23 protein-coding genes and 1 tRNA gene are annotated in these 24,865 nt (G+C 70.2%); 12 read left to right on the top strand and 12 right to left on the bottom strand.

Annotation, left to right across the window (positions count from 1 at the left end; all coding sequences use genetic code 11):
- Positions 1–22: 22 nt before the first annotated feature.
- Positions 23–616: an NADPH-dependent FMN reductase gene (locus TU31_RS19210; protein WP_042156178.1), complete on the bottom strand. Its 594-nt coding sequence runs from the start codon at positions 614–616 to the stop codon at positions 23–25.
- Between the two features lie 295 nt (positions 617–911).
- On the opposite strand from TU31_RS19210, the gene TU31_RS19205 reads away from it, so the two are divergent.
- Positions 912–1,694, top strand: coding sequence for a TetR/AcrR family transcriptional regulator (locus tag TU31_RS19205; RefSeq protein ID WP_052718985.1), 783 nt, complete (start codon positions 912–914; stop codon positions 1,692–1,694).
- Positions 1,695–1,856: 162 nt separating this feature from the next.
- Here TU31_RS19205 and TU31_RS19200 read toward each other — a convergent pair whose 3' ends face one another.
- From TU31_RS19200 to TU31_RS19170, 7 genes are all read right to left on the bottom strand, one after another.
- On the bottom strand, positions 1,857–2,765 hold the full coding sequence (locus TU31_RS19200; RefSeq protein WP_042156175.1) for an NAD(P)-dependent oxidoreductase: 909 nt from the start codon (positions 2,763–2,765) through the stop codon (positions 1,857–1,859).
- Positions 2,766–2,985: 220 nt separating this feature from the next.
- Positions 2,986–3,204: a DUF397 domain-containing protein gene (locus TU31_RS19195; RefSeq protein ID WP_042156172.1), complete on the bottom strand. Its 219-nt coding sequence runs from the start codon at positions 3,202–3,204 to the stop codon at positions 2,986–2,988.
- On the bottom strand, positions 3,180–4,031 hold the full coding sequence (locus TU31_RS19190) for a helix-turn-helix domain-containing protein (protein ID WP_042156170.1): 852 nt from the start codon (positions 4,029–4,031) through the stop codon (positions 3,180–3,182). The genes TU31_RS19195 and TU31_RS19190 overlap by 25 nt, the downstream gene beginning before the upstream one ends.
- Before the next feature lie 171 nt (positions 4,032–4,202).
- Positions 4,203–6,398: a PTS fructose transporter subunit IIABC gene (locus TU31_RS19185; RefSeq protein ID WP_042156168.1), complete on the bottom strand. Its 2,196-nt coding sequence runs from the start codon at positions 6,396–6,398 to the stop codon at positions 4,203–4,205.
- A 177-nt stretch (positions 6,399–6,575) separates the two neighbouring features.
- Positions 6,576–7,523, bottom strand: coding sequence for a 1-phosphofructokinase (gene pfkB, locus TU31_RS19180; protein ID WP_042156166.1), 948 nt, complete (start codon positions 7,521–7,523; stop codon positions 6,576–6,578).
- Complete coding sequence (locus TU31_RS19175; protein WP_042156164.1) at positions 7,520–8,302, bottom strand: DeoR/GlpR family DNA-binding transcription regulator; 783 nt, start codon at positions 8,300–8,302, stop codon at positions 7,520–7,522. Before TU31_RS19175 ends, pfkB begins: the two co-directional genes overlap by 4 nt.
- A 236-nt stretch (positions 8,303–8,538) precedes the next feature.
- Positions 8,539–9,540, bottom strand: a complete 1,002-nt coding sequence (locus TU31_RS19170; RefSeq protein ID WP_042156162.1) for a sigma-70 family RNA polymerase sigma factor — start codon at positions 9,538–9,540, stop codon at positions 8,539–8,541.
- Between the two features lie 182 nt (positions 9,541–9,722).
- On the opposite strand from TU31_RS19170, the gene TU31_RS19165 reads away from it, so the two are divergent.
- From TU31_RS19165 to TU31_RS19155, 3 genes are all read left to right on the top strand, one after another.
- Positions 9,723–10,322 carry a GNAT family N-acetyltransferase gene (locus TU31_RS19165; RefSeq protein WP_042156160.1) on the top strand — a complete coding sequence of 200 codons (600 nt, stop codon included), beginning with the start codon at positions 9,723–9,725 and terminating at the stop codon, positions 10,320–10,322.
- Positions 10,323–10,447: 125 nt separating this feature from the next.
- Positions 10,448–11,014 (top strand): hypothetical protein, encoded by a 567-nt coding sequence (locus TU31_RS19160; RefSeq protein ID WP_042156156.1) that lies wholly within the window; start codon positions 10,448–10,450, stop codon positions 11,012–11,014.
- A 50-nt stretch (positions 11,015–11,064) separates the two neighbouring features.
- Positions 11,065–11,586, top strand: a complete 522-nt coding sequence (locus tag TU31_RS19155) for a PPOX class F420-dependent oxidoreductase (RefSeq protein ID WP_078885857.1) — start codon at positions 11,065–11,067, stop codon at positions 11,584–11,586.
- Between the two features lie 19 nt (positions 11,587–11,605).
- Here TU31_RS19155 and TU31_RS19150 read toward each other — a convergent pair whose 3' ends face one another.
- Positions 11,606–12,160: a pyridoxamine 5'-phosphate oxidase family protein gene (locus tag TU31_RS19150; RefSeq protein ID WP_078885856.1), complete on the bottom strand. Its 555-nt coding sequence runs from the start codon at positions 12,158–12,160 to the stop codon at positions 11,606–11,608.
- Positions 12,161–12,419: 259 nt separating this feature from the next.
- Here TU31_RS19150 and TU31_RS19145 point away from each other — a divergent pair, with 259 nt between their 5' ends.
- Entirely contained in the window at positions 12,420–13,469 is a 1,050-nt protein-coding gene (locus TU31_RS19145; protein WP_042156155.1) for a questin oxidase family protein, read from the top strand.
- A gap of 203 nt (positions 13,470–13,672) precedes the next feature.
- Positions 13,673–14,170, top strand: a complete 498-nt coding sequence (locus tag TU31_RS19140) for a MarR family winged helix-turn-helix transcriptional regulator (protein WP_042156153.1) — start codon at positions 13,673–13,675, stop codon at positions 14,168–14,170.
- Positions 14,171–14,331: 161 nt separating this feature from the next.
- Here the strand turns inward: TU31_RS19140 and TU31_RS19135 are convergent, their stop codons facing one another.
- Complete coding sequence (locus tag TU31_RS19135; protein ID WP_042156152.1) at positions 14,332–15,870, bottom strand: MFS transporter; 1,539 nt, start codon at positions 15,868–15,870, stop codon at positions 14,332–14,334.
- Positions 15,871–15,955: 85 nt separating this feature from the next.
- Complete coding sequence (locus TU31_RS19130; protein WP_078885855.1) at positions 15,956–16,615, bottom strand: TetR/AcrR family transcriptional regulator; 660 nt, start codon at positions 16,613–16,615, stop codon at positions 15,956–15,958.
- A gap of 260 nt (positions 16,616–16,875) precedes the next feature.
- Between TU31_RS19130 and TU31_RS19125 the strand changes: the two genes are divergently transcribed.
- A complete protein-coding gene (locus TU31_RS19125; protein WP_042156149.1) occupies positions 16,876–18,123 on the top strand; it encodes a M6 family metalloprotease domain-containing protein in 1,248 nt (415 codons plus the stop codon).
- Here the strand turns inward: TU31_RS19125 and TU31_RS19120 are convergent.
- Positions 18,120–18,776 carry a TetR family transcriptional regulator gene (locus tag TU31_RS19120; protein WP_042156648.1) on the bottom strand — a complete coding sequence of 219 codons (657 nt, stop codon included), beginning with the start codon at positions 18,774–18,776 and terminating at the stop codon, positions 18,120–18,122. The two genes, TU31_RS19125 and TU31_RS19120, sit on opposite strands and share 4 nt — an antisense overlap.
- A gap of 103 nt (positions 18,777–18,879) precedes the next feature.
- On the opposite strand from TU31_RS19120, the gene TU31_RS39185 reads away from it, so the two are divergent.
- The 5 genes from TU31_RS39185 (at position 18,880) to lanKC (ending at position 24,785) form a co-directional block, all read left to right on the top strand.
- Positions 18,880–19,044, top strand: a complete 165-nt coding sequence (locus tag TU31_RS39185) for a small hydrophobic membrane protein (RefSeq protein WP_042156147.1) — start codon at positions 18,880–18,882, stop codon at positions 19,042–19,044.
- Positions 19,041–19,373 (top strand): hypothetical protein, encoded by a 333-nt coding sequence (locus tag TU31_RS19110; protein ID WP_042156145.1) that lies wholly within the window; start codon positions 19,041–19,043, stop codon positions 19,371–19,373. The genes TU31_RS39185 and TU31_RS19110 overlap by 4 nt, the downstream gene beginning before the upstream one ends.
- A 119-nt stretch (positions 19,374–19,492) precedes the next feature.
- Positions 19,493–19,568, top strand: a tRNA-Arg gene (locus tag TU31_RS19105).
- A 1,496-nt stretch (positions 19,569–21,064) separates the two neighbouring features.
- Complete coding sequence (locus TU31_RS35985) at positions 21,065–22,123, top strand: ArsR/SmtB family transcription factor (RefSeq protein WP_052718984.1); 1,059 nt, start codon at positions 21,065–21,067, stop codon at positions 22,121–22,123.
- A gap of 43 nt (positions 22,124–22,166) precedes the next feature.
- The gene (gene lanKC / locus TU31_RS19095; RefSeq protein WP_078885854.1) at positions 22,167–24,785 is read left to right on the top strand and encodes a class III lanthionine synthetase LanKC; all 2,619 of its coding nucleotides are present in this window, start codon (positions 22,167–22,169) and stop codon (positions 24,783–24,785) included.
- Positions 24,786–24,865 lie beyond the last annotated feature (80 nt).

Below are 24,865 nucleotides of genomic sequence, written 5' to 3'. Positions count from 1 at the left end.
CTCCGCGGCTTCCGGTGCGCCGTCAGGCGGCGTACGGCCGGACGGCCTTGGCTTCGGCCAATGCCCGTGCCCACCAGGCAAGTTGGTCGAGCATGACCTTGGCCGCGCCCTCGGCCGCCGGGTCGGTCGGCCGCCCCTCCGCATCGAACTTGTCCCCGTAGTTGTGGAAGCTGACGGTGTGCCGGACCGTCATCGCGTTCAGCTCCGCCAGCACCACGCGCAGCTGTTCCACGGCCCGCAGCCCGCCGGACAGCCCGCCGTAGGACACGAAGCCGACCGGTTTGGCCTGCCACTCGGTGTGGTGCCAGTCGATGACGTTCTTCAGGGGCGCCGGGAAGCTGTGGTTGTACTCGGGCGTGACGATCACCATCGCGTCGGCCGCCGCCAGCCGCGGTGAGATCTCGGCGAGCAGCTCGGTGGTACCGGGCGCCGGGAGCTGCCCGAACGCGGGAAAGACGGTGGGCGCCGGCGTCTCGACGAGATCGATCACCTCCGCGGCCATGTCCCCCCGCTGGGCGATCCGTTCGGCCACCCACGCGGCGACCGTCGGCCCGAACCGGCCGTCCCGCGTACTCCCGACGATGACCGCGACCCGCAGGCCCTTCTCGCTGTCCATGACGCATCCCTCCCACTGCGCGCAGGCCGCTGTACGGCATGCCGCTCCGCTGCTGTGTACGGCGTCGCGGTGCACGACGCCGATGCGTACGAACGCCGGCGCTCGTGACGCTGACGTGCACGGCGCCGACGTGTACGGCGCCGACGCGCACGACGTTGACGCGCACACCCCTGACGCGAACGCCCTGACGTGTACGACGTATCGAGCGAGTACAACGTACACAGCAGCCTGTACAACGTCTACTCCTGATACGTTGTACGCGACTCCGGGAGGACCCGGGAAGGAAGTGGGGCCCATGGCCAGCAAGAAGACCGCCGATGCCGAGGGCCGGCGGCCGTCCGGGTCCGCAGCGGACGCGCCGGACCCGGCGGAAGTCTCCCTCTGGGAGCGGCTGGACCGTCCGGCGCCGGCCCCGCGGGCCACTCTGACCCCGCAGAAGATCGCCGCGGCCGCCGTACGGATCGCCGACACCGATGGCATCGAGGCCGTCACCATGCGCCGCCTGGCCACCGAACTGGGCGTCGCCCCCATGGCGGCCTACCGCTATGTCTCCGGCAAGGGCGACGTCCTGGACCTGATGACCGACGCGGTCTACGCGGACCTGCAACTCCCCGACGACCTGGAGAACTGGCGCGAGGTCATGCGCGCCCACGCGCTGCGCACCCGGGAGATCGTGCTGCGCCACCCCTGGCTCATCCAGATCTCCTCACCGCAGGCGCTGCGCGCGCTCACCCCCAGCCGGATGGCCTCGGCCGAGCGGGCGCTCTCCTCCCTGGACGGCCTGGGACTCGACGTCGACACGATGATGGCCGTGGTCGGGACCGTCGCCTCCTATGTCCACGGGGCCGTGTCGGCCGAGTGCGCCCAGTACTCCCTGATGCAGGAGCAGGGTTGGGACAGCCCCGACGATCTGCGGATCGCCCTCGGCCCGCAGATGCGCTACCTGATGAGCACCGGCCGCTACCCCACCTATCACCGCTACCTCCGCGAAGCCGTCCACAAGGACGACCCGCAGTGGCGCTTCGAGACCGGTCTGGACAGCGTCCTCGACGGCATCGCGGCCCGACTGGACATCTGAGCCACCGGCGCCAGGTGCGCGGGCGGGGCCTCCCGTGCACCTGCGCGTCTGCGGTGCACGGCGCCCAGTGCGCGGGCGCGGCCTCCCGCGCACCTGTCCGTCACCGGCACCCGGCCGCGCACCGGCTCCCCGCCGCGCACCGGCACCGCAACTCGCCCCGCCTCAGCGCGGGTGCACCAACTCCACCAGGCCCGCCAGCCCCTCGCTCCCGTGGCCGTCCGCCACCCGCCGTTCCATCAGCGCGAACAGCGGCGCGAAGAGTTCCGGGCTGACGCCCTGTGCGCGGCTGACCTCCCCGATGCTGTCGTGCGCGACCTGCATGGCAAGGGGGGACCCGGTGACGGAGTAGTCGCCGGAGTCCACCTGTGCCGCCATCGCGGGCAGACTGCCGGCCATCGCCCCCAGCCACGGCTGAAGCAGCGTCGTGGTGAACTCCGCCACCGAGCCGCCCGCCGAGCGCACCAGCGCCGCCGCATGCAGAAAGCCGCCGAACATTCCATACATACCGCTCAGCAGCGCAAGGTCGTGGAGCGGCGCGAGCCCGGGATCCTCGCCCAGGTAGACGCTGCGGGCGAACGCGTCCAGCACGCTCCGGTGCGCCTCGAACGCCTCCCGCGAGCCGCTGTAGAGCACGAAGGCATCCGGGCTCCCGATGATCTCGGGCACGGCCATGATCCCGCCGTCGAGGTAGGCGGCCCCAAGAGCCGTCACCCGCTCCGCCATCGCACGGGCCTCCTCGGGCGACCCGTTGGTCACATTGACCACCACCCGCCCCTGCAACGCCGCCCGCCCGCCGCCCTGTTGCTCCAGCAGCGGACCGATATCGCCGTAATCGAGGATGCAGACGAGCACGATCTCACCGGCCGTGACCGCCTCGGCCACCGACCCGGCCCGCCGCGCTCCACGCGCCACAAGCCCCTCGGCCCGGCCGGGCGTCCTGTTCCACACGCTCACTTCATGCCCGGCCACCATCAGCGCATCCGCCAGCGCCGCCCCCATGCTCCCCAGCCCGAGGACCGCCACACTCTTCTTCACCGTCGACACGAACCGAACTCCCGCCTCATTGCTCATAATTCAGCGGCTGCCCGGGGATTCCGGGGGCCGCCGCATCAGTCTTGAACGGAGCTCAGCACGGGACAAGTACCTACTTTTTGGTGCGTACTTACCTCTGGGTGGGTGGTCGGGCGTGGTCGGGAGTGGTCGGGCGTGGATGCCCGGCAACGCCGACAGCCCCCGTCGCGGGCGAGCGGCGGGGGCCGGTTTGCGGGTCGGTCCCCTGGGACCGGGAGCGTCAGGCGCCGGGGAGTTCGCCGCTCTTCACAGCGGTGACGAAGGATGCCCACGCGGACGCCCCGAAGAGAAGGGCGGGGCCGTGGGGAGCCTTGCTGTCACGGACGGGGACGACGGCGGGGAGGCCGTCGGCCACCTCGACACAGTTACCCCCGTCCGGGTTGCTGTAGCTGGACTTGCGCCACTGAGCGGCGCTCACTTCGGGGTGGCGGACGGACATGTGACTTCCTCCAGGAGGCGCAGTATGAACTCCGCGGTATCGCGCGGGGACAAGGCGTGGTCGCGCAGCCGATCGTAACTGAACTGAAGCCGCTCAACTCTGGCGTTTTCCTCGATCAGTTGACCGTCGTATCCAGTCTCCACCCAGGCCGCAGTCCGGCCTTCAGGCATACGCAGGAGGGCGGTGTCTGTGTTTGGCAACTCGCAAAGCCCAGCGGCGAACGGGAGAATCTGGAGCGTCACATTGGGCTGCTCGGCAACGTCGGCGAGGTGCTTCAGCTGCTCCTGCCATTCCGCACGGTCCAGCAGCCCCCGACGCAGCACGGTTTCGTCGAGGATCGCCCGGAATTGCGGCGCCCCGGCGACGGACAGGATCTCGCGGCGGTGCATCCGCGCTTCCACTTGCTGATCGAGTTCGGCGCCAGGAGCCAGGCCGCCACGGAACAACAGCCTGTACGCGTACGTCTCCGTCTGGAGCAGACCAGGCACCACGGCGGGCGAGTACTGCTGAATGCCCACTGCCTTGGCCTCCAGCGCCATGAAGCGCCGATACCGCTCCCGGAACTGCGTAGGATCCCCCGCCGCCAACTCCCACAGTGTCAGCAGCAGTCCAGCCGTCCCGTAATGCTGGTCCAACGCCTGCGCGACCTCTGGGCCGCCTAGCGTCTCGCCCTTCTCCATCTTGCCGAAGAGCGACCAGTCCCAGCCCAGCACCTCACCGAGCTGACGGAGGCTGTCGCCCTTCTGGGCGCGCAGTAATCGCAGTTCTTCTACGTAGCGCTGGCGGGGCTCCTGGCTCCGGCCGGTGACCGCTCGCCTCGGCGGCATGGCGACCTCCTCCGTGGAAGGTGTGGAACTAACGGTGCGTGGCGACGAAGTACCGCCTACAAGCGGCATTCGCGCCCAATTCCGGGCCCATTACCGTAAGGGCCGGAATACGCACGGTAGTGGTCCGCCAGTGGCTCGGGCAGGGAAACCGTAGACAGAGGCGGCAGGGGGTCAGGCGACGACCGTCACCGCGGACTCGTCGTCGGACGGTGCGGGCGCCGGGTGGCCGGGCGACGGCTTCCGCAGGCCCTTGAGGAGGATGACCAGGGCTGTGCTGACGCCTACGCCCGCGGCGATGGCGAGGAGGTAGAGGAAGGGCTGGCCGATCAGGGGGACGACGAAGATGCCGCCGTGCGGGGCGCGGAGGGTGCAGCCGAAGGCCATCGAGAGGGCTCCGGTGACCGCGCCGCCGGCCATCGCGGAGGGGATGACGCGCAGCGGGTCGGCGGCGGCGAAGGGGATCGCGCCCTCGGTGATGAAGGAGGCGCCGAGCACCCAGGCCGCCTTGCCGTTCTCCCGCTCGGCCTTGGTGAAGAGCCGGCCCCGGACGGTGGTGGCCAGCGCCATCGCCAGCGGCGGGACCATGCCGGCCGCCATCACCGCGGCCATGACCTTGAGGCTGCCCTCGTTGGGGTTGGCGAGGCCGCCGACCGCGAAGGCGTACGCGACCTTGTTGAGCGGGCCGCCGAGGTCGAAGCACATCATCAGGCCGAGGATCACGCCCAGGATGATCGCGTTGGCGCCGGTGAGACCGGACAGCCAGTCCGTCAGCCCCTTTTGCAGTGCGGCGATCGGCTTGCCGATCACGAGGAACATCAGGAAGCCGACGATCGCCGACGAGATCAGCGGGATGACCACCACCGGCATGATGCCGCGCAGCACCGGTGGGATACGGACCCGCTGAATCGCCATCACCACGGCGCCCGCGATCAGGCCGGCGATCAGGCCGCCGAGGAAGCCCGCGTTGATGGTGAGCGCGATGGCGCCGCCGACGAAGCCCGGGACCAGGCCCGGCCGGTCCGCCATGCCGTACGCGATGAAGCCGGCCAGGACCGGGACGAGGAAGCCGAACGCGACGCTGCCTATCTGGAAGAGCAGCGCCGCCCAGCTGGCGGACTCGGTCCAGAGGAAGTGCTCGGCGACGGACGGGGCCTTGTTGATCGTGTAGCCGCCGATGGCGAAGGCGAGCGCGATGAGCAGGCCGCCCGCGGCGACGAACGGCACCATGTAACTGACGCCGGTCATCAGCCACTTGCGCAGCCGGGTGGCGAAGTTGTCGCCCGCGTCGGCGCCCTTGTCCATGGGGGCGGCGGCGTGCGCCGGGGCGCTGGTCTCGCCGTGTGCGGCCTTCTCCCGTACCTCGGCGATGAGTTCGGCGGGGCGGTTGATGCCCGCCTTCACGCCGACGTCGACGGTGGGCTTCCCGGCGAAGCGTTCCTTCTCCCGGACCTCGACGTCATGCGCGAGGATCACGCCGTCCGCGTCCGCGATGAGCTGCGGGTCGAGCCGCTGGAAACCGGCCGAGCCCTGGGTCTCGACGAACACCTCGACACCGGCGGCCTGCCCGGCCTTCTCCAGCGACTCCGCGGCCATGTAGGTGTGCGCGATGCCGGTCGGGCAGGAGGTGATGGCGACGATGCGGAAGGGGGCGGGAGTGGCGGAGGAGGGAGCGGAAGTGGCGGTGGAGGGGGCGGGTTCTGCCGTCGGGCCGGGGGGCGTCGTCGGCTCGGGGGCCGCCGTCGGCTCGGGGGACGCCGTCGGCTTGGGGACTGCCGTCGGCTTGGGGACCGCCGCCCGCTGTGCGTCCTGGTCGGTCGCGGCAGGCCGCGGGGCCTGGGCCGAGGGCTCTGGGGCCTGGGCCGAGAGCTCCGGCTCCGCCCCGGACACGGTCGGCTCCGGCTCCGCATCCGCCTCGGCCGCCCCCGGTTCGTCCCCCCGGATCAGTGCCGCCGTACGCTCCGGGGCGGTGGCGGACCGCAGCGCGCCGGTGAAGGTCTCGTCCATCAGATGCCGCGCGAGGGTCGAGAGGATCGACAGATGGTCGGCGTCGCCGCCCGCCGGGGCCGCGATGAGGAAGATCAGGTCGGCGGGGCCGTCCGGCGCACCGAAGTCGATACCGGAGGCACTGCGTCCGAAGGCCAGCGTCGGCTCCGTGACGTGCTCGCTGCGGCAGTGCGGAATGCCGATCCCGCCGTCCAGACCTGTCGGCATCTGGGCCTCGCGTGCGGCGACATCCGCGAGGAAGCCCTCCAGATCGGTGACGCGACCGGAGGCGGCCATCCGCTCGGCCAGGGACCGTGCGGCGGCTTCCTTCGTTTCTGCGGACAGGTCGAGGTCGACCAGTTCCGCGGTGATCAGCTCACTCATCGCGGGCTCCCTTGCGCGCGGTACCGCCGTGGGGGCGGTGGGGACGGGACGGGGGGTGGCTGGGGCGCCGCCCGGTGCGGGCCGGGGGAACGGCGGAGGGGATGCAGGGATGCGCCGCAGACCCGGCAACCCCTGCTCCGTACGCGGCGGTCACGGCGCCGGCCCGGCGCGCGGTGTTCATGGCACCGGCTCCGTCAGCGGGCGGTCGAACGGCACCGCGTCGGTGGTGCGGACCGCGGAGGTGTCCAGGTCGGCCGGGGTCGGCATCTGGCTGCCGGGGAGTTGGACGGCGGCCGCGCCGTGGGCCAGGGCGACGGCCAGCGCCCTCGGGCCCGTACCGCCCGCCGTGAGGAAGCCCGCCAGTGAGGCGTCGCCCGCGCCGACATTGCTGCGGACGGCGGCGACCCGGGCGCTGCCGTAGTAGGCGCCTTCCTCGTCGACCAGGATCTGGCCGTCGGCTCCCAGGGAGGCCAGTACGGCGCGGGCACCCCGGGCGCGCAGTTCCTCGGCGGCCTTGACCACGTCGCCGAGAGTGGTGAGCGGGCGGCCGACCGCCTGGCCGAGCTCCTCGGCGTTCGGCTTGACGACGTCGGGGCGTTCGCGCAGCGCCGCGGTCAGCGAGGGGCCCGAGGTGTCCAGGGCGATCCGGGCGCCGACCCGGTGGGTGCGGGCGACCAGCTCCGCGTACCACTCGGGGGCCAGACCGCGCGGGAGGCTGCCGCAGCAGGCGATCCAGTCGGCGCCCACGGACCGCTCGCCGACCGTGGCGAGCAGCTCCTCCGACTCCTCTGCGGACAGTTCGGGGCCGGTCGCGTTGATCTTGGTGAGGGTGCCGTCGGGTTCGGCGACGGAGATGTTGGAGCGGGTCTGGCCGGCCACCGGCACCCCCGCCACCTCGATGCCCTCGGCGCTCAGCAGCCCGGCCAGCGCCGCACCGGCGGGTCCGCCGACCGGAAGCACGGCGAGGGTCCGGTGCCCGGCGGCGGCGACCGCGCGCGAGACATTGACGCCCTTGCCGCCGGGGTCGATCCGGTCGCCGGTGGCCCGGAGCACGGCCCCGCGGTCCAGCGCCGGGATCTCGTACGTACGGTCCAGGCTGGGGTTGGGCGTGACGGTGAGGATCATGCGCGTACTACTTCCGTGCCCGCACGCTCGATGGCGAGGGCGTCGTCGGGGCTCAGACCGGTGTCGGTGATGAGCAGGTCCACGTCCGACAGCTCGCCGAAGCGGGCGAAGTGCTGCTGCCCGAACTTGGCGGAGTCGGCGAGGAGGACGACCCGGCGGGCGGCCGCGATCAGCGTCCGCTTGACGGCGGCCTCCGCGAGGTCCGGGGTGGTCAGGCCGCCGTCGGGGGAGAAGCCGTTGGTCGCGAGGAACAGCACATCGGCGTTGATCTCGCGGTAGGCACGCAGCGCCCAGTCGTCGACCGCGGCCCGCGTACGGTGCCGGATGCGGCCGCCCACGAGGTGGAGGGTGAGCCCGGGGTGGTCGGCCAGCCGCGCGGCGACCGGCAGACCGTGGGTGACGACGGTCAGCTCGGCCTCCAGCGGGATCTCGGCGGCGAGCCGGGCGGCGGTGGTGCCGGCGTCCAGGATCACGCTCCCGGAGCTGCCGGCGCCGCCCTCGCCGCCGGGGAGCTCGGCGAGCGCGGCCCGTGCGATGCGCTGTTTCTCGTCGGCGGCGACGGCGTCCCGTTCGGCGAGGTCGGGCTCGAAGTCCAGCCGGCCGGCCGGGATGGCTCCGCCGTGCACCCTGCGCACCAGACCGGCCCGGTCCAGGGCCTTGAGATCGCGCCGCACCGTCTCGGCGGTGACCTGGAACTCCTCCGCGAGGGAGAGCACATCGACCCGGCCGCCCTCACGGGCGAGCCGCAGAATCTCCTGCTGGCGCTCCGGTGCGTACATCAGCGTGTGTCCATTCATGCCCGAGCTTGTGGTTCCAGCCCGATGCTACGCCCGGATTTCTGCAAAGTAAACAGATCCGGGCGTCAGGCAGACTCAAACGGACATCCACTCGGCGACGGCGATGTCGGCGCTCTCCACGGCTCCGGACGCAACGGAGCCCCGACGCCTCGAAGGGCGTCGGGGCTCGTCCGTCACAGACCGTGCCAGGGATCTCGGCGCGCGCACCCGCGCGCTCGCTACGCGGCCGCGTCGAATCCCGTGTCATGCGCCATCCGCTTCAGCTCCAGCAGCGCATGCTTCTCGATCTGGCGGATCCGCTCACGGGTCAGGCCGTGCTGCTTGCCGACCTCGGTCAGCGTGCGCTCGCGGCCGTCCTCGATGCCGTAGCGGGCCTTGATGATCGAGGCGGTGCGGTGATCGAGGCGGTCGATCAGGTCCTCCAGCTCCTCACTGCGCAGCAGCGTGAGCACGGACTGCTCGGGCGAGGCCGCGGAGGTGTCCTCCAGCAGATCGCCGAACTGGGTGTCGCCGTCGTCGTCCACCGACATGTTGAGGCTGACCGGGTCACGCGCCCAGTCGAGAACGTCGGTGACACGGGCGGGCGTGGAGCCCAGCTCGCCGGCGACCTCCGCCGGCTCCGGGTCCCGGCCGTTCTCGCGGTTGAACTCGCGCTGCACCCTGCGTATCCGGCCCAGCTCCTCGACGAGGTGCACGGGCAGCCGGATCGTGCGCGACTGGTCGGCGATGGAGCGGGTGATCGCCTGGCGAATCCACCACGTCGCATACGTCGAGAACTTGAAGCCCTTGGTGTAGTCGAACTTCTCCACGGCACGCACCAGACCGGCGTTGCCCTCCTGGATCAGGTCCAGCAGGGGGAGCCCGGCGCGCGGGTAGCGGCGGGCCACGGCCACCACCAGGCGGAGGTTGGAACGGATGAAGACGTCCTTGGCCTTGGCGCTCTCCTCGACCAGCGCCGCCAGCTCCTCACGGCCGGCGCCTGCGGCATTGCCGTCGGTGACCTCGCCGTTCAGGATCTGCTGGGCGTAGACGCCCGCCTCGATGGTCTGGGACAGCTCCACCTCCTTGGCCGCGTCGAGCAGTGGCGTACGCGCGATCTCGTCGAGGTACATGCCGACCAGGTCGCGGTCGGCGATCTCCCCGCCTACGGCGCGAACACTGTTGGCCCCGTCAGAACCGCTGCTGCTTTCCTGACGGCGGGCGACGGCACGGGTTGCCATGCGTGTGCTCCCTTTGCGATGAGTCGGTCGCGGGACGGTGGGCGGGCCGGGTGGCATCGAAGCCGATGCTCGCCGCGAGGCCCGTCCGAAGGAAACAACGGCTGGAATCCGGACAGAATTCCCAGGAGGCCCCGCTATTTTTCTGATCATGCAGTACCCTGCGGCACCATTTAGGAGGCCACATGCTGCAACAACACGGGGAAGTGCAGGTCAGGGCGGGCGTCGAAGCGGACCTTCCGGCCCTTACCGATCTTTACAATCACTACATCCGTGAGACCTCCATCACGTTCGACCTGGAGCCCTTCACTCCGGACCAGCGCCGCCCGTGGTTGCTCTCCCACCCCCAAGACGGCCCGCACCGCCTTCTGGTTGCCCAAGAGACGACAGAACGGATGAAAAACCCGCACAACGGGCCGACGCACGGCCCCTCCGCGGGCTCGACGGCCCCCGGGCCCGGTCAGCCGGCGGGTGCGCTGCTCGGTTACGCGACCAGCAGCGCGTTCCGCCCGAAGGCCGCCTACGCCCCGTCCGTCGAGGTCACCGTCTACTGCGCGCCGCACGCCGCCGGCCGCGGCATCGGCACGCTCCTGTACAAGGCCCTGTTCGAGGCGCTGGCCGACGAGGACGTGCACCGCGCCTACGCGGGGATAGCTCAGCCGAATGAGGCGTCCCACCGCCTCCACACCCGTTTCGGCTTCCGGCACATCGGTACGTTCACGGAGGTGGGCCGCAAGTTCGGCCGCTACTGGGACGTGGCCTGGTACCAGAAGGATCTGGGCTGAACCCGCTCGTCACCGTCCCCCGCACCGCCCCACGGCTCCGGCGCCCGCCGTTCCGGTTGCCGCGGGCGGCGCCCGGGTGTCGCCTGGACAGAAGGGGCAGCGGGGGAAACCGAGAGGAGCCCGCCATGGACCAGCACGCCCAGCGGCACGGCGCGAGGGCCGCCCGCTCCCACGGCACCGTCGAACCCGAGCACGGCGCGACGACCGACGCACCTGCGCTGCCGCGGGCCTCGGGAATGGCCGGGATGAAGGAGCGGGCCAGGCACATCCCGCCGACGGTGACGCTGCCGATCCTCACGGCGCTCGCCTTCGGCTGCTTCATCGTCTTCCGCACGCACACCGCCGGCATCAAGGGCGGCCCGGCCATGCTGTACGGGCTGGCCGGGGCGGTGGTGTCGGGCGTACTGGGCCTGGTGCTGGCCCACTTCCAGTCGACTCTGATCACCGAGACCCGGGCGGCCGCCTACGGTGGGCTCTTCGGCTGCTCGCTGGGCTGGGTCTACAGCCTCGGCGGCGAAGCCATCCTCAAGTCGTGCGCCTTCGGCCTCACCATGGGGGCCGTGATGTTCGTCGTCGCCCTCTATGTCTTCCGCACCCACCGCGTCCGCGAGCCCCACGGCCTCCACCGGCCGCACGAGCACCACCGTCACCGGGACGACCGGGCCCACCGACTGCCGGTGGCCACCCACTGAAGCGCCCGCCCGTTGACCTCAATTGCACTTGAGGTCCTAGCGTCAGCGATATGACCACGCCCTCCCACGGCTCGACGCCGCACGCCCCGGACACCTCGGCACCGGACGCCGCCGCCCCGCCCGCCGCGACGGCGCCCGCCCCCGGCACCGCCGGGAAGGTCTTCACTCCCACGGAGCGCGCCTACCTCGCCGGCCAGCCGCTGGCCCGTCTGGCGACCGTCGGGCCGGACGGCGGGCCCCAGGTGCGCCCGGTCGGCTTCGTACTGAACGACGACGGCACCCTCGACATCGGCGGGCCCACACTGCGGCGCAGCCAGAAGTACCGCAACGCCCAGGCCCGCCCCGAAGTCTCCCTGCTCATCGACGACATGGCCCCGGCCGACGACCCGGTCGCGCCCGGCTGGGGCCGCGGCGTGGAGATCCGCGGCCGCGCCGAACTACTGACCCTCGACGCGCCGCCGATGGCCCCCGACTTCTTCAGCAACGACGTGATCCGCGTCCATCCGCGCCGCGTCATCAGCTGGCACCTCGAACCGGACGACGGCCACTCCCGGGCCCGCGACGTCGGCTGAGCCCAGCCCGCCTGCCCCCTCACTCCCCCCGCCGCGCCGGGTCGTTGGAGGTCCGCCGGATGGTGCGCAACCCCCGGCCCGGCGCCCAGGTCTCCACCACCAGATACGGGGGCTCGGTGGACGTCCGCACCACCTCCGTCAGCTCCGCCCGGAAGAGATGGAACGGCTCCGGCGGCCGCACCGCCGCCGCATAGCGCGCGACCTGACCGGGGTCGGTCACCTCCACCGCCCGCCCGGACACCCGGACATCCCCGCCGGCCAGATCGGCGCCCGGCCCCGGATTGGCATGCAGCGAGAACCGGGGGTCGCGCCGCAGATCGGCCACCTTGCGCGAGCCGGTCATCATGCCCAGCCACAGTTCCCCGTGGCGGAAGTCCGCCTCCAGACCGGTGAGCCGCGGTGCGCCGTCCTTCCGCACGGTCGCCAGGACGTGGTGCCGGTGCGCCCCGAACCGCTCGCGCACCCGCCGGGCGAGTTCCGGAACCACCGCCTCCACCCCCGACCAGCCGACCGCGTCGCCCTCGCCGCCCGCACCGCTCCCGATGCCTTCCCCATCTCTGCTCTCACACGTCATGGCAGCACCCTCCCCCCAATACCCGACATCTCCTGTCCGGTTTGGCTGCGGGCCCCAGGAGCCGGAACAACGGACTCGGGACACCGGGCTCGGGACACCGACGCACCGCGGCACCGGCGTCTCCCCCGCGACCGCCCCCAGCAGCGGCCTTACGACCGGCGCCGTAAGCCGTGGAGGCCGGCGGCGTAGGCCGCGAAGACCAGCGGTGTGGGCCGGAAGCCCGATACGGGACGCCTTCGCGCCGACCTAGCCTCGGGCCATGGAGACGACGAACCGCACCCTCGACGAAGCCCTGTTACGCCTGCACACCGCCGGCCCCGAGTTCGGGGGCTATCTGAGCAACCACGGCCCGATGGCCGTCGAAGCCATGGTCCGCAACGGCCAGGCCCGGACCGTCCACCGCTGGCTCGACACCTACGCGCGGAAGCTGGAGGACGTACCGGCTCCCCAAGGCCGTATCACCGACACCAACTGGCAGCAGGCACTGGGCGATCCGGGCCGGGTCACCGACTGGACCGGCTACTTCACCGAGCAGATCGCCGAGCGCCCCTGGCGTGCGCTGCTCGCCGAGTGGTGGCCGCGGCTGCTGCCCGGCATCGCCGGCGCCGCCACCCACCCCGTCATCCGCGTGGGCCATGCCGTACGCAGCCTGCTGACGGAAGGGGAGGACGAGGCCCGGATCGCGGAGCTCGCGCACGCCCTCGGCTACTGGGCCGCCCGCCATCTGCTTCTGCCCACCACCGTGCGCCCCCAGGGCGGCGCCACCCCGGCCGAGGCCCTGGCCGCCCTCCCCCGTATCACCGAGCGGAACGTGATGCCCCTGAACGGCTACGCCCAACTCCCGCACATATCCGGCTGGTTGAGCACCACCGAATCGCTGCACATCCCCGAGGACCCCGAAGCCGCCCGCGAGGGCCTGACCGCGCTCGTGCGGGCCGCCACCCTCAACTACGCGGACCACGGTCATGGGCACGGCATCCTGCTGGTACACGCCGCCACCGCGCCCAACGCGGTGCTGCGCACCCTGCCCGCGCTCCCCCGGGAGCTCTGGGCGGGCTCGTTCGCGGTGGCCTGGGCGGCGGCCTCCGCGCTCACCACGCTCTACGCCGCGGACACCGCGCGCCCGGCACCGAGCGCCGCGGGACTCGCACCCGAGGAGGTCTTCGAGCGGGCGGTCACCCACGGCGACGAGCATGCGATCAAGTTCGCCGACACCGCTCTGGACGTCGCGGCGGCCTCCGAGGACGGTGACTCCCGCGCCCTGTCGGCCGCCCTGAACGCCATGGCACTGATCGACAAGGCCGACTGACGGACGGACCGTTGTGCCGGACAGATCGTCGGCCGCCCGTTACGGACATCACTGCTTCACGGGGTCACACTTGGCAGTAGTGGATGCAGAGGATCGCAGCATCAACAGAACCACATACTTGAAGTTTCAAGTGTCAGGATTTGGGCACAATTGGACGTTGTTAAAACTTAAATAACTCTCCGAGTGGTGAGAGAGTGGATGGTATGAGCAACGAACCCGCAGCCGAGCCGCGCTGGCTCAGCGACGAGGAGCAATTCGCTTGGCAGTGCTACCTCCACGCCACCACGCTCCTGGAGGACCACCTCGACCGCCAGCTGCAACGGGACGCGGGGATGCCGCACGTCTATTACGGCCTGCTCGTCCAGCTCTCCCGGGCACCGCGGCGCCGGATGCGGATGACCGAGCTGGCTCAGAACGCCAAGATCACCCGCTCCCGGCTCTCGCATGCGGTCGCGCGCCTGGAGAAGAACGGCTGGGTACGGCGCGAGAACTGCCCTTCCGACAAGCGGGGCCAGAACGCCCTTCTCACGGATGAGGGGATGCGGGTCCTGGAGAAGGCCGCCCCCGGACATGTCGCCGCCGTACGCTCCGCGATCTTCGACCGCCTCTCCCCGGAGCAGGTCGGCCAACTCGCCGAGATCTGCCAAGTGATGACCGAAGGGCTGCAACCGAAAGGCGCCGACCTCCCCTGGCTGCGCTGACGGATCAGCGGAGCCGGGAGAGGCCGACGCCCGTGTGAGCGAAGGGCCGGGCAAGGACGGCGCAGGTGCGGCGCTCGCAGCGCCCCGAGGCCGGGGCGGGCCGGCCACGGCCGGGCCCGCCCCCCGCGGGACGCCGTACGGTCCGGCCCGTAGCCGTCCGCTCAGTGCGCCATGACCGGCACCTGGATCTCGTCCCGGCCCTCCGACGAGCCCAGGACCGTGCGCTCCTCCTCGGCCGAGGAGGCCGCCGGCGAACCGGCGCCCGGCCGCCCGGTGTTGATGAAGGTGAAGGCGATCACGCCCGCCAGGGCCAGGATGCCGACCGCCCACCAGATGGCGGTGGTGTAGCCGTGGACCATCGCCTGGAGCTTGAGCAGGTCGGCCGAGTGCGCACCGGCCGCGTGCGAGGTGGCGTACGCGGTGGTGGCACTGGCCGCGATGGTGTTCAGCAGGGCCGTGCCGATCGCCCCGCCCACCTGCTGCGAGGTGTTGACCATCGCGGAGGCGACACCGGCGTCGCGCGGCTGGACACCGTGTGTGGCCAGCGACATGGCCGGCATGAATGCCGTGCCCATGCCCAGGCCCATCAGCAGGAAGCCGGGCAGGATCAGTGCGGGGTAGGACGTGTCCAGGTCGATCCGGGTCAGCACCAGCATGCCGAGTGCGGCGACCGTGAAGCCGGGCGCCATCAGCAGCCGCGGCCGGACGCGGGTCATCAGCCGGGCGCCGATCTGCGTGGAGCCGGTGACCATGCCGACGATCATCGGGAGGAAGGCCAGACCGGTGGTGACCGGCGTGTAGCCCTTCACGATCTGGAGGTAGTACGTCAGGAAGAGGAACAGACCGAACATGCCGATCACGGCCAGGCCCAGCGAGGCGTAGACACCGGCACGGTTCCGGTCGGTGAGCACCCGCAGCGGCAGCAGCGGGGCCTTCACCCTGGCTTCGACCAGCACGAACGCCAGCAGGAGCACGGCCGCCGCGGCGAACAGGCCGAGCGTCGGCCCGGCGAGCCAGCCGTCCGACTCGGCGCGGGTGAACCCGTAGACCAGCGAGACCAGGCCGAGGGTGGCCAGGATGACGCCGGGGATGTCCAGCCGGGACGGGTTACGGCCCTCCGCGGGCTCACGGATGACCAGGAAGGCGCCGGTCGCGGCGACCACGGCGAACGGGATGTTGACGAAGAAGGTCCAGCGCCAGTTCAGGTACTCGGTCAGCACCCCGCCGAGGATCAGCCCCACGGCGCCGCCGCCACCGGCGATCGCACCGAAGATGCCGAACGCCTTGGCCCGCTCCTTGGCCTCGGTGAAGGTCACCGCGAGCAGTGACAGCGCGGCCGGCGCCAGCAGCGCACCGAAGACGCCCTGGAGGGCACGCGCACCCAGCAGCATCCCCTGGTTGGCCGCGGCCCCGCCGAGCGCGGAGGCGACCGCGAATCCGACGAGCCCGATGATGAAGGTCCGCTTCCGTCCCCACAGGTCGGCGACGCGCCCGCCGAAGAGCAGCAGCCCGCCGAAGGCCAGTGCGTAGGCGGTGATCACCCACTGCCGGTTGGCGTCGGTGATACCGAGATCCTGCTGGGCGGAGGGCAGCGCGATGTTCACGATGGTCGCGTCGAGCACGACCATCAGCTGGGCGAGAGCGATGAATATCAGCGCTTTCCAGCGCCGGGGATCGACGGACGGGACGGTTTCAGGCATGGCGGGATCCACCTACTGGTGCAGTGAGCGAAAGGGAGCGAAGGACGGGACGGAGTGACGGTCGGCGGTGCGGCGACCGCCGGGGTTACGAGCGGCGCCTCAAGTCATCCAAAGTGGCGGCGGCGCCTGGGAGTTCGGAGCGGGCGGGTGCCTGGAGACCGTCCAGGAACAGTTGCAGATGCCGGTGCACGAACTGGTCGAAGTCCGGACAGCGGCTGCCCGGCAGCGGCCGGGTGAGCTGGGTGATCGCGACCATCAGATCACCGACGGCGATGTCGGTGCGCAGCCGGCCGCTGTCGCGTGCGGCGGCCATGACGGCCTCGACGGCCGCCTCCAGCCGGTCCCGCGCCGCGCACAGATCGGGGTGGTCCCGGTCGACGCCATCGGCGAGCAGCGGGCACAGCGCCCCGATCCGCTCCTCCACCGCGGCGTGGACGAAGCGCCTCAGCGCCTGGAAGGCATCGGACTCCTCGGCAAGGGCGCTCTCCGCGCGGTCCGCGGTACGGGACATGACGGACAGCGTGACGTGGTGGATCAACTCCAGGCGATCCGCGAAGTGACGATAGAGCGTCGCATTACCGACACCCGCGCGCCGGGCGATCTCATCGAGCGGGACCTCGGCCCCGAACTCGACCATCGTCTCGCGGGCGGCCGCGATGATCCGCTCCCGGTTGCGCAGCGCATCGGCCCGCAGCCGGGGCTGCTGCTCCTGCTTCCCGGACTTCACGCGTGCGGCGGCGGTCACGGCGGCTCACTCCTCTCCTCTGTCGGCGCATCCGACGGCTGGGTCCTGGTGCGGTCTCGACGACCCGCACGAACCGGGGACAGGCTCCCCGTTTCACCCGGACGCCTGGTTAAACGGGGACACCCTCCCCGGATATTTCACGCCCTCGTGTGACCTGAACCACACCCCGGCCCGCCGCGGCTGCCCACCCGACCCCGCCATGACTCCAGTTGACGTAATCCCGCGCGCGAGCGATCACCCGCCGACACAAGGTGATCGATATGAAGCACAAGGTCTCCGCGGTCCTGGCCGCAGGCGCGGCCACCGCCGCCGCGGCGATAGCCCTGGGCTCACCGCCCAGCGCCGTGGCCATACCCTCGGTGCCCGGCGCCCCGCCGAGCGGCCCGTGTGCGCTGCGCGGCATCAGCGACGACGTCGCCGAATCCGCCGAGACCCCCGCCGGTTTCTCCCGCTCGTCCGGCACCGTGGAGGCACTGACCCTCTTCATCGACTTCCCGGACGCCCGCGCCACGATGTCCCCCCGCGACCGCTTCGCCGAGTTCTTCCCGGCCGCGACGGACTACTTCCGCACCAGCTCGTACGGCAGGCTGACCTACCGCCCCAGGCCGCTGCTCCGATGGATCCGTATGTCCCGGCCGCTCGCGGCGTACGGCATCCAGCGCGGCGCCGGCTTCGACCCGGCCTCGGACGGCGGCTACCACGCCCTCTCCCGGGAAGTCGTACGCGCCGTCGACCCCCTCGTCGACTTCCGCGACTACGACGTCATCAACATCATCGCGACCCCCAACGCGGGGCCGCCCGCCACCCGTACGGTCCTTTCGGTCACCTTCAGCGGTGGCGACATGGGACTGCGGACCGCCGACGGGGTGCCGTTCCGGAATGCATCGTTCATCTGGAGCCGGCAAACCGGGGCGAGCGCCTTCCGCGTCCTCAACCACGAGAACGCCCACAGCTTCGGCCTGCCCGACCTCTACTTCACGGACGGCCGCGACGCCCCGCCCCCCGCAGGGCACTGGGATCCGATGGACGAGGACTGGGGGCCGAGCAATGACTTCGTCGGCTGGCACAAGTGGAAACTCGGCTGGCTCTCCGCCGATCAGGTGCACTGCGTCCCTCACCGCGGGACACCCGGCGAACACACCCTCACCCCGGTCTCCGCCCGCGGCGGCACAAAGATCGTCGTCATCCCGACCTCCCCGCACACCGCCCTGGTGGCCGAGGCCCGCACCCGCGGCCTGCTGGACCCGACGGTCTGCCGCCCCGGCATCCTCATCTACCGCGTCGCCACCCACGTCCCCTCGGGCCGCGGCCCCCTCCGCATCGTGGACGCCACCCCGCACAGCGGCGGCTGCTACCGGGACAACAAATACGTCGACCCGGAACTGACCGACGCCACCTTCCGCCCCGGCGACACCTACACCGACCGCACCACCGGCGCGGCCGTCACGGTCCTGACGGAAAACCCGGACGGCACCTATCGCGTACGGGTGACCCCGGCACGCGCCTAGGGGGTGTCCCCCTTCCCCCTCCCCTCCGCCAGCCAGTGCCGCCGTCCGACGCTGATCAGCCGCAGCTGACGCCGCGCCACCCGTACGACCTGCTCGGCCGCCCCCTCCGCACCGTCCGCCTCGGCATCGAGCAGCGCCGCGGCCGTCGTCACCAACCGGTCCACATACAACTCGGCCAGCATCCGCACATCGTCATCGCGCCACCCCTCCGACACCGGCTGGGACTTGAGCGCCGCCGCGACCTCCTCCGCGAACCGGTCCAGCTCCCCCGCGATGGCCAGCCGCACATCCCGCACCCCGCCATGCCGCTCGCGCGCCACGAACCGGATGTGCAGCGGATGGTGGCGCACATGCTGCTGGACGACCGCGACCGTACGGTCGATCCGCTCCTCGGCCCCGTCCTGCTCGGCGAGGATCGCCCGCACCATCACATGCAGACTCCCCAACGCCTCCTCGACCAGGGCGACGCCCAGCTCCCCCATGTCCCGGAAGTGCCGGTAGAACGCGGTCGGGGCGACCCCCACCGACCGCGTGACCTCCCGCAGCCCCAGGCTGCTCAGGCTCTGCTCCTCCAGCAGCCCGAGCGCCGCGTCGAGCAACGCCTGACGGGTCTTCTGTTTCTGGGCCTGCCGGACCCCAAGACTGTGACTCATGTCATCCAGTAAACAACCGTTCTCTGAACTACTCCACCCGGTGGCAGTCGTAGACTGAAGGAACTGAGTGAACAACTGTCCTCTGGAATCGGAAAGGAAGATCATGCTCTTCCTCGTCGCAGCCCTCCTCCTGATGGGGATCCTGCTGGGCACCGCGGCACACCTCCCCGTCCCGGTCACCCTCGTCGCGGCCGCCGTCATCGCCGGCTGGCTGCTCGTCTTCTTCCTCCGCGAACGCCGCCACAACGACGAGGTGACCTCCCGATGACCACGCTCAGCGAAGCCATACGGACCACTCCGGCCAAGCCGGCCCGGACCACCGAACCGACCCAGGCCGACGACCCGGCCACCTCCCGCCTCCGCCGCCACGCGGACGGCATGGCCGTGGCCTCCTTCGTCCTCGGCCTGCTCGGCACCCTGGTCCTCAACCTCCTCCTCGGCCCCTGCGCCCTGGTCCTCGGCACCCTGGCCCTGACCCGCGGCACCACCCGCCGCGGCCGCGCCCTCCTCGGCCTCACCCTCGGCGCCACCGACCTCCTCATCCTCGCCCTCCTCGCCACCACGGACGGCACAGTCAGCTGGCACATCGGCGGCTGACCCCCGACGGCGGTGCCCCCACCACCACCGCCCCCGGGCCACGCCCACCACCCCGCTCTCCCCCACACAAGCAATCTCCAGCGAAGGCATCAGCTACCCTGTCAGGGGTCCCATCCCATGCCTCCGTAGCTCAGGGGATAGAGCACCGCTCTCCTAAAGCGGGTGTCGCAGGTTCGAATCCTGCCGGGGGCACCATGCATTACCGCTCTGACCTGGGTTCTCCCAGGGAGGCGCTCTAGTCGGCCTCGGACTCCTCGTCCGGGGCCGTTTGCGTGAGCGGTGCATGAGCGGACGGGTCGCCAGACCCCGATATTTCTCCCGATGGATATCAGCACCATCCGGGTTCAGACTCCGCTTCGGGTGCGGTGTTCTCGGAGGTGGCGCGTGCGCGCGGCACGACCGGACCGCAGCCTCGGCGATCACCAGATCCGCCTCGGGCAGCAGGCTCGTGTAGGTGGTGAACCGTGATGGCGATCGAGGCGTGGCCGAGCATTGCTGAATGACCTTCAGCTCGGCCCCGGCGGCGTGGGCCAGCGTCGCGGCACTGTGGCGCAGATCGTGGAGCTGAACCGGTGGAAACCCGATCTCCCCGTACGCCTTGGGGTCGTCCTCGCATACCTCCCATCCGTTCACCATCGTGATGCTCACCCTCGGCCCGTAGACGGGTAGTTCGCCGTGCTCGAGCCAACGCCACCATCTCGTCGAGCGTGGCCCACAGGCGACGAGAGCCGCCCTGGTGCACGGTGGCGGAGCGTTCGCCGGGCTCGGCGGGTACGGGACCATGAACCGTCGGCATGCAGCCTCAACACCGGTTTGCCGCCGGGAGATTACTTCGCACGCTGTACGGCGGTTTTCCCGCAGCCCGGACCGGGGCCAGTCACGAGTGGCATCGGGTCTGGGAAGGGTCGAGGGTGTCCAGCCCCAGGTCCAAGTACAGCCAAGGGCCAGTCCATTCCAGTCCGCGGCAGATCCAAACGGCGGAGCTTACGGCAAGCCAGCCCACACGCCCAGCGAATGTGCACCTTCAAGCCAACGCAGGCATGATCCATGCGGCTGAAACGAATTTCGAGCCACCTTGACCGCACACACCCAATGACACCCCCTGAACGCGTGGCTTGAACGCACCCCAGCCCAAGAGGGCACGAAAGAAAGACTTCGAAACGGTTTGATCACTCTGGGTAATGCGGGCAAGCAGTGACTGAACTGGAGCATTCCGCTCCGCCTCATGGGCTTGCAAGCATCTTTCAGGCATCCTTGACACACGCCATTTTAGGTCACATCAGATCAGGCTCTTCTTTCCTCATGGCGCCGACCACCACATTGCTCCTGTGGAAGCATTCAAGACTCAGGTAAAGCTCTTCCGAACAGGAGGGCACGGGGGCAAACGGGATAGAGCTACGCGCATTACGGGGAACCAACGCGACGCCCGAGGCAACCTTTCTGGCAGATTCAGCCGAGCCCGGCCAGCCGCGATAGCGACCTCCCCTTTTCGGCTTTCTCGCGGCCAACATGCGGCGAGAAAACACATCAGGTGCAGGTTCGCGTCCACATGGAGCCTTTCCGCCTTGACCTCAGCGACATGACACAAAGACTAGTGGCGCGCCACCCGCGCCCCTTCGGCGGAGTTAAAGAAAACCTTTTCCCGCCTTTTTTCCACTTCATTCCCACAAGGAAGGACGGAGTCGCCACTCATGCAACACATAACCCTTTGCGCCGACGACCTGGCACGTATCAGAATCACCTACCCGATCGGGCAGCAAGTTGAGGCGATTTTCGCCGTGGATGCCTTGCGCAACACGAAGAGTGAATTCTTCCGGACCTGGCGCCGAAGGGTCAATGCGAGAATCCTGCATGCAGGTCAGCGGCTTGATGGGGTTCGAAGACTGGCCAGGGTGCGCGGTGGGTCCCGGGAGATTCTGTCCGACTGGTTAGGCGGCGCGGACACGTCGGATACGAACCACTCCGGTATCCTCGGGGTGCAGCAATCGCAGTTATTAGCCGCCGTTGAAGACATGCGCCAGGTGGCCGTGCAGCCGTATTGGAATCGCATTTACGAGCATCTCGCCTCGACCCAGGATTTCCGCCGGGACATCATGTGTGGGGACGGAATCGAGGTACTGCTGAACAGCCTTGGTCCGGGAATACGGTGGGCCGCGCCCGTACTGGAAATCGACTCCGAAAGCACCGCGCATCTGAAGCCGAACGGCCGGGGGCTGCTGCTGTCTCCTTCACTCTTCCTGCAAGACTCCGGCGCGGTGCTCCCGTCGCCTCCGGGGATTGCGGACGGCAGTCCAGTCCTGATCTTCCCCGACCGTCCCAGTGACCAGTGCGGTCTATTCCCGGACGAGGGCCTGTCGTCCGTGCCTGCCGCCGCCCGCCGACCGCAGGAGAGCCTGGCCGGCCTGGTGGGCAGGACCCGGGCAGCGGTCCTCCATGCCTTGCGCGACGGCTGCAGCAACGGCGATCTCGCCCAGAAGCTGGGGGTCTCCCCCGCAGCGGTAAGCCAGCACACCGCCACGCTGCGGAATGCCGGACTGATATCGACCCGCCGTAGCGGCAGCCAGGTCGTGCACACCGTCACCACGCTCGGCCGCCACCTGCTTCGCGACGGATCGGATTCCGGCGAGCTGTGCGGCCACGTGGCACCCGGTCCTCGAACGGCAGACTTCGCTCCCGCGTGTGGTGGCTTGCGCCCTCGCACCCCGGATGCCTTGCGTGCGCCACCACCCGTAATTCGACGTTCCGCTTAAGCTGACCCTAAAAAGGTTGTCATCCTCACGACCGACCCAAATCATGAGCTATGTCGATAGGGGCACGGGAGTCCGAGCTCACTTGGCGCCCAGCGCGCCATTGAACGAGGACTCCCCACGGGCAAGGGAAAATGGGGGGGAAGTGGACCCGAATTATGGGCCGTATATCGTTGCCGATTCCAACTGGTACGAGCCATTGGAGCGCTGTGACGATGCCGCCTCGCGGTTCTCTTTGACCAAGCGGGAATTCCCCGTTGAATGGAAGCGGAGCCGGCAAGGCGTCTGGGAAGTCCTCGCTCCGGTTGGTGGGCAACGGTTACCCCAACAGGGCTGGAAGATTCATATCACTGCCACGCCCGATACTGCCGAGGAAGTTATCGAGCAGACCTGGGCAGTGTGCCGACGGTTGAACCTGCCCTGGAAGTTCCTGCGCAGCCGCCGCATCATGACCGTACTCAACAGCAAGTACGCCAACCGCGCCGCCAGTGGCAAGGTCGTCACGGTCTACCCGCGCGACGCGGAAGAGCTGCACACCGCCCTCACCGAACTCGATGCGGTACTCGGTGGCCGCCCCGGCCCGTACATCCTCTCCGACCACCGCTGGAACAAGGGGCCGGTGTCGGTCCGGTACGGGGCGTTCGCGCTCATGTGGTGCGAACTACCCGACGGCTCCCGGGTGCCGGCACTGCACGATCCGCAGGGCAACGCCGTTCCCGACCGGCGACGGCCCGCTTTCACCGTTCCGGAGTGGGCCGAGACCCCGGGCTTCCTCACCACCAGCCTCGCCGCAGCAGCAGCCGAGGACCCTGCCGCCACACTCAAGGGCTACACGGTCCTCAAGGCCCTGCACTTCTCCAACGGTGGAGGTGTGTACCTGGCCAAGGCCCCCGACGGCACTCAGGTCGTCCTGAAAGAGGCGCGGCCGCACGCGGGCCTGGACGCGGCCGGCGCCGACGCGGTGGACCGGCTGCGCAACGAATGGTCGGCCCTGAAAACCGTCGGCCACCTGCCATTCGTCCCGCGCCCCATCGAGTACTTCGCCGCGTGGGAGCATCACTACCTGGCCATGGAGCACATCCAGGGGCACTCCCTCAGCACGTGGATGGGCCGTGACTATCCCCTCACCCGCCACGCACCGGACGAGCGGGCACGCGCCGAGTACACCGCACGGGCCCTTGACTACCTCGGGCAGGCGGAGGCCGCCATCGAGACCCTGCACAAGGCAGGGATGGCCTTCGGTGACCTTCACCCGCACAACATCCTCATCCGTGACGACGGCACCGTCGCCCTGGTGGACTTCGAGATCGCCACGGCTGTTGACACCAAGCGCACCACCGTGCTCGGCGCCCCCGGTTTCATCGACCTGTCGCTCACCAACGCCCGCGACAGTGATCTCTACTCCCTGGGCTGTTGCCAACTCACCGTGTTCATGCCGCTCACCGGCCTGGTGCAGCGCACTCCAGAGGTCATCGGCCACCTGATCGAGATGGCCACCACCGCCTTCCCGACACTGCCTGCGGCGTACGTCGAGCGGACGGCAAAGCGCCTGGCGCTGTCCCCGAACGTGCGTCCCCACCTTCCCGGACACCGGGCCGACGCGGTGCCCCCGCTCGCGCCTCCGCGCGCCGCCCCCCTGCTGCGAGGTATCAGCAAGTCCGCCGACACCACTCGCATCGACCGCCTCTTCCCCGGCGACATCGCCGGGCATCGGGAAGGCGCGACGCTGGGACTTGCGTACGGAACTCCTGGGGTCCTCCTGGCCCAGCTGAGCGCAGGATCCTCCGTGGACCCCGAACACCTCACGTGGTTGGAGCACGCAGCCCGCCGGGCCCCGGCCCGCACCCCGCTCGGGCTGTACGACGGGCTGGCCGGCACGGCATGGCTGCTGCACCGCCTCGGCAACCCACTGGGCGAGGAGCTCATCGACCGCATCCTCTCCAGCCGACTTCCCTCCTCTCCCGGGCTGTTCAATGGCCTGACCGGCATCGCCCACCTCCTCTTGGACGCCGGCATGCGCGACGAAGCACTCAAGCTGGCCGCGGCCATCCGTGCACGCATTGGCGACGACGGAGTGCTGGACCGCCCCGGACTGATGTACGGCTGGTCCGGGCCGGCCGTTCTGCTCGCCCGCTGCGCCCGGCTGACCGGCGACGAGGAGTGGGCCGAGGCCGCCGCGACCGCCGTACGAGCCGACCTCAAGCACGCACGGCAGTTGGACGGAACACTCCAGATGAGCAGTTCCCATCGGCTGCTCCCCTACCTGGCCGAGGGCTCGGGCGGAGTCGCCCTGGCGGCCATGGCGCTACCCGAGACCCAGGCTGCCGCGATCGGCGCCTACGACATCGTGGCAGGGGCGGCGCACGCCACAGCGGTCCACACCGTGTCCCAAGGCGGTCTGTTCAACGGCCGAGCCGGGAACATCTACTTCCTCTCCCACGCCGCGGCTCACATCCGGCAAGCGCGCTCGTGGGCCGAGAACCAGCTACGCCTCCTGTCACTGCATGTGGCTGATCACGACGGGGGACAAGCTCTTTTCGGTGACCAACTCCTGCGCCTGTCAATAGACTTGGCCACCGGATCCGCTGGTGTCCTGCTGGCAATGGAGGCAGCCAAGACCCCCGGCGCCCGCCTGCTCCCCGGGGCTCACCCTGACCAGGGGTGAGCCCCGGCCGGAGCGGCCCGCCGGCCCCCAATCACCGACTGTCTGAAAGGAGGTGACCGACCATGACGAACGTTCTCGCG

It is taken from the genome of Streptomyces lydicamycinicus (assembly GCF_000829715.2).
Taxonomy (GTDB): Bacteria; Actinomycetota; Actinomycetes; order Streptomycetales; family Streptomycetaceae; genus Streptomyces; species Streptomyces lydicamycinicus.
The sequence above is the reverse complement of the archived record's forward strand: the minus strand, read 5'-3'. Positions and strand labels throughout refer to the sequence as shown.

Excerpts from the sequence above, each read along its gene's own strand:
- TU31_RS19210 (WP_042156178.1), bottom strand. The coding sequence starts at position 616 with ATGGACAGCGAGAAGGGCCTGCGGGTCGCGGTCATCGTCGGGAGTACG.
- TU31_RS19205 (WP_052718985.1), top strand. The coding sequence starts at position 912 with ATGGCCAGCAAGAAGACCGCCGATGCCGAGGGCCGGCGGCCGTCCGGG.
- TU31_RS19200 (WP_042156175.1), bottom strand. The coding sequence starts at position 2,765 with ATGAGCAATGAGGCGGGAGTTCGGTTCGTGTCGACGGTGAAGAAGAGT.
- TU31_RS19195 (WP_042156172.1), bottom strand. The coding sequence starts at position 3,204 with ATGTCCGTCCGCCACCCCGAAGTGAGCGCCGCTCAGTGGCGCAAGTCC.
- TU31_RS19190 (WP_042156170.1), bottom strand. The coding sequence starts at position 4,031 with ATGCCGCCGAGGCGAGCGGTCACCGGCCGGAGCCAGGAGCCCCGCCAG.
- TU31_RS19185 (WP_042156168.1), bottom strand. The coding sequence starts at position 6,398 with ATGAGTGAGCTGATCACCGCGGAACTGGTCGACCTCGACCTGTCCGCA.
- pfkB (WP_042156166.1), bottom strand. The coding sequence starts at position 7,523 with ATGATCCTCACCGTCACGCCCAACCCCAGCCTGGACCGTACGTACGAG.
- TU31_RS19175 (WP_042156164.1), bottom strand. The coding sequence starts at position 8,302 with ATGTACGCACCGGAGCGCCAGCAGGAGATTCTGCGGCTCGCCCGTGAG.
- TU31_RS19170 (WP_042156162.1), bottom strand. The coding sequence starts at position 9,540 with ATGGCAACCCGTGCCGTCGCCCGCCGTCAGGAAAGCAGCAGCGGTTCT.
- TU31_RS19165 (WP_042156160.1), top strand. The coding sequence starts at position 9,723 with ATGCTGCAACAACACGGGGAAGTGCAGGTCAGGGCGGGCGTCGAAGCG.
- TU31_RS19160 (WP_042156156.1), top strand. The coding sequence starts at position 10,448 with ATGGACCAGCACGCCCAGCGGCACGGCGCGAGGGCCGCCCGCTCCCAC.
- TU31_RS19155 (WP_078885857.1), top strand. The coding sequence starts at position 11,065 with ATGACCACGCCCTCCCACGGCTCGACGCCGCACGCCCCGGACACCTCG.
- TU31_RS19150 (WP_078885856.1), bottom strand. The coding sequence starts at position 12,160 with ATGACGTGTGAGAGCAGAGATGGGGAAGGCATCGGGAGCGGTGCGGGC.
- TU31_RS19145 (WP_042156155.1), top strand. The coding sequence starts at position 12,420 with ATGGAGACGACGAACCGCACCCTCGACGAAGCCCTGTTACGCCTGCAC.
- TU31_RS19140 (WP_042156153.1), top strand. The coding sequence starts at position 13,673 with ATGAGCAACGAACCCGCAGCCGAGCCGCGCTGGCTCAGCGACGAGGAG.
- TU31_RS19135 (WP_042156152.1), bottom strand. The coding sequence starts at position 15,870 with ATGCCTGAAACCGTCCCGTCCGTCGATCCCCGGCGCTGGAAAGCGCTG.
- TU31_RS19125 (WP_042156149.1), top strand. The coding sequence starts at position 16,876 with ATGAAGCACAAGGTCTCCGCGGTCCTGGCCGCAGGCGCGGCCACCGCC.
- TU31_RS19120 (WP_042156648.1), bottom strand. The coding sequence starts at position 18,776 with ATGAGTCACAGTCTTGGGGTCCGGCAGGCCCAGAAACAGAAGACCCGT.
- TU31_RS39185 (WP_042156147.1), top strand. The coding sequence starts at position 18,880 with ATGCTCTTCCTCGTCGCAGCCCTCCTCCTGATGGGGATCCTGCTGGGC.
- TU31_RS19110 (WP_042156145.1), top strand. The coding sequence starts at position 19,041 with ATGACCACGCTCAGCGAAGCCATACGGACCACTCCGGCCAAGCCGGCC.
- TU31_RS35985 (WP_052718984.1), top strand. The coding sequence starts at position 21,065 with ATGCAACACATAACCCTTTGCGCCGACGACCTGGCACGTATCAGAATC.
- lanKC (WP_078885854.1), top strand. The coding sequence starts at position 22,167 with ATGAGCTATGTCGATAGGGGCACGGGAGTCCGAGCTCACTTGGCGCCC.